General features: G+C 40.0%; 8 protein-coding genes. 5 read left to right on the top strand and 3 right to left on the bottom strand.

Features of this window, described 5'->3' with window-relative positions; all coding sequences use genetic code 11:
* Positions 1-285: 285 nt before the first annotated feature.
* Positions 286-1,656, top strand: a complete 1,371-nt coding sequence (gene nhaD, locus V8Z93_RS00285; protein ID WP_117661991.1) for a sodium:proton antiporter NhaD — start codon at positions 286-288, stop codon at positions 1,654-1,656.
* 283 nt (positions 1,657-1,939) lie between these two features.
* Here nhaD and V8Z93_RS00280 read toward each other — a convergent pair whose 3' ends face one another.
* The 3 genes from V8Z93_RS00280 to V8Z93_RS00270 form a co-directional block, all read right to left on the bottom strand.
* The gene (locus V8Z93_RS00280) at positions 1,940-3,835 is read right to left on the bottom strand and encodes a VapE domain-containing protein (protein ID WP_439432024.1); all 1,896 of its coding nucleotides are present in this window, start codon (positions 3,833-3,835) and stop codon (positions 1,940-1,942) included.
* A gap of 276 nt (positions 3,836-4,111) precedes the next feature.
* The gene (locus V8Z93_RS00275; RefSeq protein ID WP_299330573.1) at positions 4,112-4,567 is read right to left on the bottom strand and encodes a DUF6078 family protein; all 456 of its coding nucleotides are present in this window, start codon (positions 4,565-4,567) and stop codon (positions 4,112-4,114) included.
* Positions 4,568-5,067: 500 nt separating this feature from the next.
* On the bottom strand, positions 5,068-5,427 hold the full coding sequence (locus V8Z93_RS00270; RefSeq protein ID WP_439432023.1) for a hypothetical protein: 360 nt from the start codon (positions 5,425-5,427) through the stop codon (positions 5,068-5,070).
* Positions 5,428-6,230: 803 nt separating this feature from the next.
* On the opposite strand from V8Z93_RS00270, the gene V8Z93_RS00265 reads away from it, so the two are divergent.
* From V8Z93_RS00265 to V8Z93_RS00250, 4 genes are read left to right on the top strand one after another with little or no spacing between them, the layout of a single operon-like run.
* Positions 6,231-7,592: a hypothetical protein gene (locus tag V8Z93_RS00265; RefSeq protein ID WP_439432022.1), complete on the top strand. Its 1,362-nt coding sequence runs from the start codon at positions 6,231-6,233 to the stop codon at positions 7,590-7,592.
* An 8-nt stretch (positions 7,593-7,600) separates the two neighbouring features.
* On the top strand, positions 7,601-7,993 hold the full coding sequence (locus V8Z93_RS00260; protein ID WP_439432021.1) for a hypothetical protein: 393 nt from the start codon (positions 7,601-7,603) through the stop codon (positions 7,991-7,993).
* Positions 7,994-7,998: 5 nt separating this feature from the next.
* Positions 7,999-9,603, top strand: a complete 1,605-nt coding sequence (locus V8Z93_RS00255; protein WP_439432020.1) for a hypothetical protein — start codon at positions 7,999-8,001, stop codon at positions 9,601-9,603.
* Between the two features lie 14 nt (positions 9,604-9,617).
* On the top strand, positions 9,618-13,007 hold the full coding sequence (locus tag V8Z93_RS00250) for a hypothetical protein (RefSeq protein ID WP_439432019.1): 3,390 nt from the start codon (positions 9,618-9,620) through the stop codon (positions 13,005-13,007).
* The last annotated feature ends 1 nt before the right edge of the window (position 13,008 follow it).

The raw sequence follows: 13,008 nt of genomic DNA, 5'->3' as shown, positions 1-13,008 counted from the left end.
TACTCATGCCCATAGGGGTACTGAGTAGTTACAGTTATACTGATGTCATTTTCGGATTCCCCAAATTCAACAAGCATGTGCTAAACAACGAAATGCCTCAACCATATAGGGCGAAATCGGTAATTATTTGATTAAATCCGTAATTAAGTAAACGATTTCATATAATTATAATACAGAAAAGGGTGGTTATTGCTTTTCTTTTTGTACCTTTGCACACGTTTGACAATTGTACGTGCCAAATCATACATAAGGGAAAAAAGAATATCTAATAATAAATAAAAAGTAATGACTACACTTACAATTTCTATTATTGTCGTTTTCGTGCTCGGCTATGCACTCATAGCTACCGAAAGCTTGACAAAGGTTAACAAGGCTGCGATAGCCTTGTTGATGTTGGTAGGTTGTTGGACCCTCTACATGATGGATCCAATGCAGTATCTCCAGTTGATGCACCCTGATTATACAGGTGGTGCAGCAGGAATGGTGGAGAAGGTGACCGGAATCATCCAGGAACACCTGGGCGATACTGCCACAACACTCTTCTTCCTGATGGGTGCAATGACCATTGTGGAAATCGTTGACCAGAACGGCGGATTCAATTGGGTTCGCAAGGTGATGAAGACCAAGTCGAAGCGTGCGCTCCTCTGGCGTATCGCTATCCTTACCTTCTTCCTCTCTGCTATTCTCGACAATCTGACCACCAGTATCGTGATGATCATGATTCTCCGAAAGCTCGTCACCGACCACAAGGATCGCATGGTTTATGCATCCCTCGTCATCATCGCAGCCAATTCGGGTGGTGCCTTCTCACCAATCGGCGACGTTACCACCATCATGCTCTGGAACAAGGGACTGATTACTGCAGCCGGCGTTATCGCCGAAATCTTCATCCCGTCTGTGGTTTCCATGGTGATTCCTGCCCTCATCCTTCAGACCATGTTGAAGGGCGAACTCGTGATGCCTGAGGTTTCTGACCAGCAGAATGCATCGGTCAGCGATTTCACCGAAGGTCAGCGCAAGGCTGTGTTCTGGTTGGGAGTAGGCGGTTTGATCTTCGTTCCTATCTTCAAGAGTATCACCCACTTGCCTCCATTCGTAGGAATCCTCCTGGTATTGGGCGTTCTCTGGACAGCTACCGAAGTTTTCTATCGCGGTTTGCATCGTGGAGCTGATGCCGAGGGCACTCAGAAGCGAGTAACCAAGTTGCTTTCTCGTGTGGATATGAGTACCATCCTCTTCTTCCTCGGTATCCTGATGGCAGTATCCTGCCTGGCTGAGATTGGCGTATTGACTGCTTTGGGTCAGGGCTTGAACGTCGTATTTGATGGCAACCATTACCTGGTTACTGGTATCATCGGTGTGCTTTCAAGTATTGTTGACAATGTGCCTCTGGTAGCCGGATGTATGGGAATGTATCCTGTGGCTGCCGCTGGCGATATGGCTGTGGATGGTGTCTTCTGGCAGTTGCTGGCCTACTGTGCCGGTGTAGGAGGTTCAATGCTGATTATCGGTAGTGCCGCTGGTGTGGTAGTAATGGGCTTGGAGAAGATTACCTTCGGCTGGTATATGAAGCACATCTCCTGGATTGCTTTCGTAGGTTACATCGCAGGTATCGTTTGCTACTGGTTCATCCGCACCTTCCTTTATGCTATCTAAAGGATAAGCATTTTCTGATGCGAGCCCCACACGCCCTGAAAGGGCAGAAGCTCATAGCCCAGGGCAGCGCCCTGGGTAATGATGGATGCAAGCCTGTCGCCCTGAAAGGGCAAAAGCTTTCGCTTACGTGAAAAAGTTTTTTTTTGAAGAAAAAGTCTCAAAGTCTCATTTTGGGTTAAAAATATCGGCTTAAAGACGTGATAGATAATAAGATAAAAAGAATGAGACTTCTCGGTTCTGATGCCGGGAAGTCTCATTCATGTATCATAGAAGTATCATTATTTCACTTTTTCTTTACGAGATACTTCATTCCATCTGCAAATCTCTTGTGTTTCAACTCACTCATATTCGCCAGTTTTCTGCCGAATCCCATCAGGCTGTTTACCTTGAGCGATGAACCAATCTGCTTCTTCAGATAGTCAAAGATTTCGGCGGCAGTAAGATAGTCACCCTCTTTCTCATTCTCAACCAATTCAAAATAGAGAAGGAAATACTGGTCTATCGGTTGGATTATTTCAAACTGGCTGTTGCTCTTCATAATCAGCTTCACCTGCTGCGCATCGAAATAACTCTTTTCGCCATTGTTCAAGGCAGAAAGTGCCTGAGCAAAAAGCTGTTGGTAGTTCGGGCGCACGCTCACGTCGATAGGTCCCGTCAGTTCCACACCGATGAATCTTCGGTTGCCGGATGGATCGGAGAGAATATCCTTCATGTTGCTCGTGGCGATGAACGAGGCGAGACGAGGAAATTCCATGACATGACTGCCATACGGAGGCTTGTATTTCAGCGTAGGCAACTGGATGAGATTCTTCAGAAATCCCTGCTGAACCTGTGGCGAAATCTGGTTGAACTCATCGAGATTGATGACCATAAACTGCGCCATCGCCTGATAAACCTGACGCTTTTCGGAGAGAATCAGATTGTCACTATATCCCCACTGCAGTTCCGGCGGCAACAGTCGGCGACAGAAAGTACTCTTGTTGTAACCCTGTTTGGAAATGAGAAGCGGAGCCACCGAGTTGCCGTATTGGCGATGTGAATAGCCGCGCCACTGGTCCACCATGCCCAGGAACCAGGTGTAAAACCAGTCTGCCCAGTGGGGATTGGCGGTAGGCACCGTGCGGGCCAAGGCACGGATATGGTCCTTTCCATCCCATTTGTCGTAGCACTGGAAGAGATATTCTTCTATCGGATTATAGTTTTTGATATAATCAGACTCCAGAAAATTACGTACATCCTTGATGCTCACCCGGATATCAGCCAGCTGCACCTCCAGCGTCATGCGCTTCTGCACTCTGGGTTCCACAGGTCGGTAGCCATACCATCCCTTGTCCTTCGGCAGATATTCCACATATTTCATCACTGTGTTATATCTGAAATCATATCTGCTTTCCAGCAGTTTCATCATACTCACAATGTTGCTTCTCACGCTGTTCTTATCCTCTTTCTTGTTGTCATTCTTTGCTTCAGCTGTTCCGGAATCAGCTATCATCTGCTGATTATTTCCTGTGTTTGGAGTAAGATTTTGAGAACGTACATGGCTATCAATCTTCATCGCCACCGCCTTGCTGTTGAAATAAGGCGCCGCATCGAGCGTCATCATGAAACTGTTGTGAATCGAAGGCTCTAGGGATAGGGTAGAGCCTGCCTCGATAGAAGGTTTCGGACCATCTACAAGAATCGAAGCCTTGACAATGGCCTGATATACAGGGAAAATCTGCTGGTAAGCGATGCGATAGAGATGCTCGGCATCCGCTTCAGATGTAGGCAAGGAATCCTTTTCGCCCTGGAATTTTATCAGAACGATAACAGTCTTTCCGTCGGCACCTGTGATGCCGGCAAGGGTAGAAGGCAGAATGGCTACCGAGCGCTTAACACCCTCCACACCATCCACATCGGTAATGTTGCCAAATTTCAGCAGCAGGATACCGTTGAAAGCCTTCATCTTCAGGTTGTTGTTGTCATCTTTGGTGAATTCAGCAGCGGGATAGATGTGCATCCATTTCGGCATATCCTTGTAGCCTTCATAGTTGTTGCTAAGATACGGAACGCTTTCGCGGAAGTGGGTGATAGTCAGTTTGCTATCATCCCTTGCGAATCGTTCCATCAACTTCTCCATCGTCTTGGTGCTTACGAGGAGCTGCTTCTTGTTATTTGTATGTACGATAGTTACCTTCATTGTATTTCTGGTTAATGGTTAAGTGTTAACTGTAAATTGTAAACTGTAAACTATAAATTGTAAACTATAAACTCTTTTCAGTGTTGCCCAAAACGAGCCCCGATATTTGGGCACTCATTGCCCGCCTTATGGGCACTTGTTGCCCAGCACTTGTTCTGTGGATGCCCGCTTGGTGGGCTGTGGATGCCCGTGTAACGGGCATGGTAGGATCAGCTAGTGGGCACAGAGGGAACATCTGATGAACTGAAAAAGTAGAACAATAAATTCTTGGAAAGATTAGCTGTTAGTGAAGTCAATCTCTTCAGAGAAGTGTTCGAATTCAACGTCTTTATATCCGTATCTGGCGAAGAGCTGTTTGATATATTTCTGTTGTTCCGGGAGGAGTTTCAGTTGTCCCAGTTTGTAACGGTAGTATTGTCCTTTGCTACCGAGGTAGTCTCTCATTTCGGCGCGTAATGCAGGTGCGTCTTTCACTTTCATTTCGGCAAATAGTTTGTCGAATCCCCATGCCATTTTCACGACACGCAGCGGAGCGAAGTACTCGCATTTCCCGTTTTTCAGGGCATTTGGGAAGATGGCACTTCCTCTATCAGTTTCCTCGTTTTTATAGAGGCCGGATAGATAGTGGATACACTTGTCTTTCATCGGACATGGTTCGGTGAAGCAATAGGTGATGAGGCTAGGTACGTTTCCGTATTCGAAAGCCTTTTTCAAAAGTTCCTTTTCATCCATAGTTGCTATGTTTTTGGTAAAAATTTCTATTATAACGAGAAAATAGGGTATTTATTGCCCGAAAACAGCACTTTTTTATATGTTTTTGTAGCTTATTTCCGCTTATTAATAGCATTTTTCTGCTTCTTATTAGTGCTTTTATGATGCATTTCCATAATTTTATGATACTTCTATGATACTTCTTTCGCTATTTTTAGAGAAGTCTCATTCTGTAAAACCATCTGAATGTTAGATATATAACATTAGGCTTTATATAAATAATGAGACTTTGATACTTTTTTTGAGAAAAAACATTTATACGTATGCGCGCGATTAATCCTTACTGATCCAAGTTTAGTCAGCTCAGCATAGAGGATTGGGTGATATTTATCAATGGGTGATAATAACGCAGAATCCTGCTGGTATCACAGCCAGCAGGATTCTGCGCTTTCCCTATTATTCTTAATATGTCGTCTGCAAATAGAACTCAATAGAACTCTACAGAACTCTCTTGTGACTTCTTATTCAGCATTTGCCTGCTGCTCTGTCTCAGTAGCCTCCTGCTGCTGAGTTGTCTCCTCCTGGGTATTCTCCTGTGGAGTTTCCTGAACTGTAGCTGGCTGCTCTGCCTGGGTGTTCTCTTCTGTTGCTATAGGAGTATCAGTAGTAGTTTCTGCTGGTGTCTCTTGCTGGGTAGAATCCTCAGTGGTAGCCTGTGGCTGGATAGGAGTGCCAACTTCTGTTGTATCTGAAGGAGCATCCGGAGCCACGGTATCAACTGGTGCTACCTCTGCGTTACCTACCATTCTGCTTGATGCAAAAACGTTGCTTACTGAAACCATTACCATAGCTGCGATAGCTGCAAACATAAACTTCTTCATAATCGTATATTTTTAAAATTGTTACTATTTAATGTTACTTACTTTCTTACTTTCTTTGTGGATTCATTGTCGAACCCGCTATTCTTAGTCACAATCTGCGTGCCAAAAAGATGGAAGAAAATGATATAGGTTGATTATCAGATGATTATGTCTTGTGTACCAAAAGTAGATGGTGTGGAAAATGAGGAAACTATGTGGAAACATTCCCCAAAATCTAAAGTTGCTAGCCAAGTAAGACTGCTTCTCCTTTCTAATTGTGTCCCCTCACACAACTTTTTTGATTTTTTTTTCGATAAAAGTTTTGTTGTTTCGATAATTTTCTGTAATTTTGTAGGCGGTTAGCGGATGAAATGTATAAAAACATAAAATTTGCAGCTAAAGTCTCGAACCACGCCGAGCCTTTCATATAGGGTTAAACCTTATGATAGAGGAGAATAGGGTGGGAAAGAGACACGACATATTGAGGCGCATACTTGGCGCTTTGTTCACGACTGATAGAAACTTCGCAACTTTCAGATACTGTCATGGACTTAGCAACGGTAGGTGTCTACGGGTGTGATTATATCACAGCCAATGGAGTATTGTATACCTATAATAATAGGTAAGATACTCCATGTGGTGGCTTATATCATATCGGCGTGGGCTCTAACGTTGTCTGTTCAGCAGTATCGGGCAATGCGAAGGCCTCTATCAGTGGGACAGACGACAGGCAGTTCCCACGCTTTTTTTATGTTCGTATTAACCGATAAACTAATCAGACTTGTAAATAGGGAGCAAGCAGGTCGCAAAGTGTTATTAATACGATGAATAAATGGTTGACAAAAGGCCTGAATGTTTTGTCCATGGCAACGCTTGTTGTGGGGATAGGAATGATTTGCTCTTGTTCTTGTGGAAAAATAGAAACACCTAATGATGTTAAATACCTTTCCGAATTTCAAGAAATAAACTTTGAAAGTAATGAAAATTGGTTGACTTCAGATAATTTATCTTTGTATGTAGATTATTCAACTTGTATGGCGCAAGCTTTGAAAACTTCTCCATTTTTCTCAGATATGATACCTTCTTTGACGGCTGCAACAAAGAACTTTTATTCAATAAAAGGTGATTCCATAAAGAAGGAAACTGGGAAGGTGTTTACTCTGCTTAGTAGTATTCAAGAAACTAATTATGCAGATATTTTGACGGCAGCTGAAAATATTGTTGAAGGAAATTCTGAAGGTGTGTTGTTGACAGATGGAGAGTATTATGAACCAACTGTTGCAAAAAGTCATGTTAATGATCCATATTTGAAAGATGTTTTTAGCAAATGGTTGAAAAAAGGCCATGATATATATGTTGTAGCAGAACCATATAAAGAGGCATATAATGGAAGTGTTTTTGACAAGAAGCGTTTTTATTTCTTGTTTACGGATTCTCGTGTACCTAATAATATATACGACAGAATTTTGCAGTGTGTAGATATGAAAAAATATCCGAATGTTGATATATATCATATGTCTGTTAGTCATCCAACAATAATGGCCGAAGGAACATACTCGAAGCCTGACGGAGACTTGGCTGCTATAGTAGACGGATATGGAAATTTTGAAATTCAAAACTGGAGTATTGATTGGAATAGTATCCAAAACATCTATCTAAATACAAATGTTGATGAGAATGGAAATCCTTTGCCAACTGGTAAACCGGTAATTTCTGGATTGAAAATTGATAGAAACTCTTTTGGCTGCTTTAGAATTAAAGATATTGCATTAAAGGTTTATGATATCAATGAGCCTTATGCAGAATTCTATAGCAATAAAGTTGCAGGCTTAAAAGCTGTGAAAATGCAAAGTCCTTTGCAAGAAACAACAAATGTTTTTGCTTTGGACGAGAAAGAATTCAAGACTCATAGCTTGGTCAATATCTTTTTAGATCCAGCCTTTAATGATGTATGTCTTGATGGTTCTCCATACAATTATACAAAAGTGGATATTTGTGTAAATGGGGTGGACTATGTCTTTGATAACTATTCGTCGATGTTTGATTTTCAATCCATAGATGTACCTGGACAGATGAATAGTTCTGTTGCAGAAAGTATTAAGCAATGCTTAACAGATCCATCTATCAAGAAGATGATGGATAATGCTTTAATTTATACAATTTATATTAAGAGTAATGAAAAATAGCTAAGAATATGAGACAGATTGCTACATTAAGTCAATTGCAAGATTTGCAAAATTCAACTTGGATTTATGCAATTGCAGTGTGTTTTATAGCCATTGCGATTGCTTATTTAGTGTCAAACATGATTGCTTGGCAAGGAGGAAATGATAAGTCATATGTCAAAAGAAGAGTTTGGTGGGTGATTATTGGTTTCGTCGCTGGACTTGGATTTTGGATTTATAATGACGTAGTTAACGTTCATCGTATTGCCAATGTTGGCTTTAAGCACATGTATTCACAAACCAATTTGCTGTGTTTGTTTGCTGTGCTTTTGGGGTATTTTGGTATTAGCTTGCTTATTATGACAACGCTATTTCGTAAGGCAAAGTTTGGTTCAATATTAGGCAAACAACGTAATAAATAAGGATTATGGCAAAGCAGTTTTTTGTATTAGGTATCGGTGGTACAGGTATGAGGTGTATAGAATCATTGATTCATCTTTGTGCCATGGGAATGTTTGACAATACAGATATTCATTTGTTAGCTTTGGATACTGATAAAAATAATGGAAACTTCTCTCGTCTGAAAGAAGTTAAGGAGGCATATGTCAAAACAAAAGGTGTGGAGGTTTCTTCTCGTGTTGCCTTACAAGATACATTCTTTTCTGCTAATATTAAGTACTATGAGTTTAGTCCTAATTATGAGCACAAAAGTACATTTAAGGATGTTTTTGGTTATAGTGATACTCAGTATAATCATAGTGAAGAGACCGATTTAGCTGATCTCGTTTTGGCAAAAACTGTTGAAGAATTTAATCTCCGTCATGGCTATCGTGCTCAAACCCATTTAGGCTCTATGATGATGTACCATTCCATCATTGAAGCGGCAAAATCACCGACAAATAATGACTTAAAGTCTTTTTTGGGAGAATTGGCAAAGCAGGCTCAAACTGGTAATCCTAGAGTGTTTATCTTAGGATCTGTTTTTGGCGGCACAGGTGCCTCTTCTATACCTATTATACCTCAAGCTATATCAAAAGCTGCAGAGATTATGACTAATGGAGCCGTTAATGTTTTGAAGAGTGCATATTTCGGGTCTACATTGTTGACTGCCTATTTTTCATTCAAGGCACCTTCTAGCAATGAGTTGACCAACCAAAAAGTAATAGCTACAAGTGATAAGTTTGCTCTTAATTCACAGGTCGCTATGATGTTTTATGAAGATGATTCAACGGTAAAAAGTACTTACCAGAAGTTTTATATGATGGGCACAGATAGCTTGAACTGGAATCCAATGGCTAAAGATAATATTTCGGAGACCATAACCGGTGGAGAAAAACAGAAAAATGATTCTCATTATATTGAACTTTTAGCAGCTTCTTCTGCGTTAAGTTTCTATAATGAGGATGAAAGTGTATTGGCAGTCAATAAGCAAAATGTTAAGACTGATTATGAGTATCGTGCCATAAATAATAATGGAAAATTTGATTTCCAAGATTTTGTGGGACAACAAAGAGCTGAGGAGTTTGCCAAAAAGTTTGGCCTATTGATAGCATTTTCGTTGTTCTGCAATGGGACGGATGATTTCGTAGAAAGCGTTCGTTCTGGTGGTGTAAAGGAAATCCAAGAGTTTTTGGATATTAATGTAAATCAGGTGCTGGCTTTGAAAGAATATTTCAATTTGTTCTTTGTTAGGGTAAATGCTAATGGGACTCTATCTGAGGGATGGTTAAAGCAGATTCATCGTTCAGCAGGTGGAGGCGATAATTTCTTGTTTAATGCAAGTCTTTTCTCTCCATCCGATTTGAAGAGTTTAATGAAGTTATCTTGGAACAAGAACTTATATAGAACAGAGGGAATTGGCAAAGATAATCATTATTCTACAGGTTTTTTGGGTTCAAAGTTTGATTCTTTCAAGAAGCAGTTCTTGCTTACACGTGACAAAGATTCCTCTTGGAAAAATATAACGAATAATGGGGAACAACTTAATAAGTTAATTTACGATACATTGTCTTCACTTTATAATTTCAAATAAGAAAGGACTATAATATGTCAAAAGCATTGTTGATAAAAAGTTATACAGATATAACTACAGGAACTCAAGGACAATGGAATGAGTTAACTATGGCTCGTTCTTATATTCAAGGAATTGAAACTGGAAAAATCTTAGAGAATTTATCTGCAGATAAATTAGGAAGTTTAATTTCTGGTGTCCCAACTCCATGGGCGCGTGCTAAGTTGTTTAAGTTTGCCCTGCAGACTTTAGCAGCTCCTGATCCGAATATCCAAAAGTCGGGGTTGCAACAGTATTATGAGTTGTTGTTGGGAGAATGGAAAGGATTGTTAGCAGTAATTGCTTTGTATCCCGATAGAATCCGCTTTTCCCAACCTATCGTTATGGATGCGAGGGGCGATGATTATGATATAGCGTCTGCCTTTGGAAGAATGCTGTTTGAAGACAAAGATGTGTGGAGTAACCAAGATTTACTTCAAAGAGATCCTGCCACTCAGCCATTCATTCAATTGATTTATTACAGGAATCATCTTGTTGGTGGAACTTCACCTTTAACAGGTGTCTTTGCAGGCATTTCATATGATAATTTAGGAAGTGATGCCAGTGATATAAATTGGTATAGAGACGGTAAGTTTGAAGACCCTACTAATTACTTGGATCCAGAACAAGTGCAAAAGGTATATCTTTTTGTTAAGAATCTTAATGGGAATCTTGCTGATTTTGAGAAGAAGATAAATTCTCAACGCGGTAATAAACCCAACGTAGATTTGAATGGATTTAAGGATATGAGTCGTAATTGGGAGCAAAAAATATTAAGTCGCGGAGGGAATAACCTTCGTGACAAGGGACCTATTGCAAAATATTCAAACTTAGAATGTCCATTCTCAATCTTGTTTGATAGTAATGTACCAGTTTATTTGAAGCCTGATTATACCTTTACTTATACTAATAATGGAGAGTATAAGTTAATTGGTGATATCCAAAAGTTATTAAGTGAGGATAAGTATGTAATAGGATTTCAAGAAGATGCTGCGGCAAGACCAAAACTTTCAGATGCTCCCGTCTTTTATTTGTCTGTCAAGGATTTGAAGGATGGTAGTGTTAGCTATTTTTCTTTACCTTTGTCAGAAAAAGGTGTAGATATCTTTAAAAATAGTCTTTCAGGTTTGTTGGGCTATTCTGAAGGTAGTAATACATCTTTGTCTGGAGTTATTACCGATGCAGGTCAGTTGGCTGTAACATTGGTTGTAGAAATCGATGGTCAAAAGGTTACTTTAAATACTCGCGAGTATGAAATTGATTGGATTACTGATCAAGGTAGAGTTATTATGTGGCCAAACTTCGTTTCAGAAAAATGGAATAAGTATTATCTATACTCAGAGTTCACTGCTGATGCCAAGGAGCAATTCCTGCCTATATTTAAATGGGGTGGTGAGTTCTTGAAAAATATTGATGGAGAGTTTTGGACAGGAGATTATGAACCAGCTCCAGATCAAGAAAAACTTGTGGATGTAAAAAAGTTAGTTACTTATCCTGCAGGGCAAGGTGAAAACTTGCCTAAGTATAATATCGTAGGGGCAGACAAGCCTTTAGCTGGTCTTTCCGTTTCGGTTAAAGATACAGGCAAGGAAGTACATGCAGGTTTCTTGATTTTTAGACCTCAAGTTATTGAGGATAGAACTGCTTTCGAAATGAGGGGAACTGCCACAGTCGGCATCGACTTTGGTAGTAACAATACTTGTGTCTATTATAATGAAGACAACAAAGGTGCTACTCCTGTTCATTTTGAAAACTACCGCTCTGTATTAGTTGGACAGGAAAATAATGACCCGAAAGCAATAGCGGAGAATAATGAATTGTTGTTCTTTACGAATTACCCTTCGGGTAATGGACAGGCTAAGTCATGGCTTCATGAGCATGATAATCGTTATAATTGTTATAATGAATCTTTAGAAGTCGCAGGTGGTGTCCCGGTAAACCGTCCAAATGTTCTAGTAAAGAAAATGGATCAGTATGAGATTACAACCCAAGCTGGTATCTTGCATTATAATATGAAATGGTTGGATGATGATAAGGGAAAGCAAAAAAAAGGTGCTTTTTTGAAGTCTATATGGTTGCAAACATGTGCTTATCTTTATACTAATAAGATAAAGCCTACAACGTTGGAGTGGAGTTGTCCTGGTTCGATGATGGAGGCAGACATCAATGAATTGGATAAAATTTACAATAGTCTCTGTAAGTTAACTCCAATAGTTGGTGCTAAGACGACTTTGGCATATCATCAGAATGCTGTTACGGAAGCTGAGGCTGTATGCTCTTATGCTCTCTCGCAGAATTTCGGACTCAATAGCAACAATATGTTCTTGGGTATTGATGTTGGTGGTAGCACCAGTGATATACTTTTGCTTGCCAAGGATTCAGATAATGGAAATAAAGCAACGCTTTATAGAGAAAGTTCTGTTCGTTTAGCAGCAGGAGTATTTTTCAACGCTGTTATTAAGTCAGATACGTTCAGACAGGCATTGTTGTCTTTCCATGAAGGGCATAAGACCAATGTGTATGTGTCGAACATAAAAGAAATATTAACAGAGCCTTCAAAGGCACCGTATTTCTTGAATAGTATCTTTGACCAGTTAAAAACGACAGAAGATTATGAGGAGTTCTATAGCTCGATAGATGTAAATGCAAAATTTGTATTTACGATACCAGCTTATGTAACAGGCATGCTGTTGTACTATTCTGGGATGTTGATTGGTAAAACAATTAAAGCTGAGCATTTGGAACGTGTTTCTAGAGTTGATGTACTATCTTTTGGTAAGGGTGGAAGACTTTTCCACTGGTTGATAAATTCAGCGGGAGTACGTGCAACAAGAGAATACTATGCAGATTGTCTTAATGCAGGTGTTAGATTGGTAGTTGGTAAAGAACTAGATGTTGTTTATCGTGATGAGATAGCAGAAGATAACAAAGCTGAAGTTGCCAAAGGACTTTGTGATCCAAAAGAGTTGGAAAAGAAGGCTTTTTCTTCAGAATCTGATATCTGTGGTGAGTCTGGGGTCAAATATATTATGGCTAATGGTGCCCCCAAAGAGCTGCAAGCAGAAGATGAGTTGACTGGGGATTATTTTGCAAATGAAATGAACAATTTTGATTTCTCAGGCATAGAGAATTTCGAGAAGTTTATGAATATCTTCTTGGATTTTGTCAGTGTAAAAACTCATTTGTATCCACAGGCAGATAATGCATTGAGAAGCGATTTGGCAGACTTGCCTAATCGTATAGCTAGCTATATTTGTAATAATGATACTGAGTATCGAAAGGCAAGAAAAAGTGAGGATGGCAGCTTCCATTATCACCAACCTTTGATTATAGCAGAGGGCGTTTGCTTCTTAGATACTTTAATAAAGAAAGTTTTTGATCAATAAA

The sequence above is a fragment of the Segatella copri genome, assembly GCF_051861805.1.
Taxonomy (GTDB): Bacteria; Bacteroidota; Bacteroidia; order Bacteroidales; family Bacteroidaceae; genus Prevotella; species Prevotella copri_M.
Note: the sequence above shows the minus strand (reverse complement) of the source record. Positions and strands in the feature narration are given on the sequence as shown.

Excerpts from the sequence above, each read along its gene's own strand:
- V8Z93_RS00265 (WP_439432022.1), top strand. The coding sequence starts at position 6,231 with ATGAATAAATGGTTGACAAAAGGCCTGAATGTTTTGTCCATGGCAACG.
- V8Z93_RS00250 (WP_439432019.1), top strand. The coding sequence starts at position 9,618 with ATGTCAAAAGCATTGTTGATAAAAAGTTATACAGATATAACTACAGGA.
- V8Z93_RS00260 (WP_439432021.1), top strand. The coding sequence starts at position 7,601 with ATGAGACAGATTGCTACATTAAGTCAATTGCAAGATTTGCAAAATTCA.
- V8Z93_RS00255 (WP_439432020.1), top strand. The coding sequence starts at position 7,999 with ATGGCAAAGCAGTTTTTTGTATTAGGTATCGGTGGTACAGGTATGAGG.
- nhaD (WP_117661991.1), top strand. The coding sequence starts at position 286 with ATGACTACACTTACAATTTCTATTATTGTCGTTTTCGTGCTCGGCTAT.
- V8Z93_RS00270 (WP_439432023.1), bottom strand. The coding sequence starts at position 5,427 with ATGAAGAAGTTTATGTTTGCAGCTATCGCAGCTATGGTAATGGTTTCA.
- V8Z93_RS00275 (WP_299330573.1), bottom strand. The coding sequence starts at position 4,567 with ATGGATGAAAAGGAACTTTTGAAAAAGGCTTTCGAATACGGAAACGTA.
- V8Z93_RS00280 (WP_439432024.1), bottom strand. The coding sequence starts at position 3,835 with ATGAAGGTAACTATCGTACATACAAATAACAAGAAGCAGCTCCTCGTA.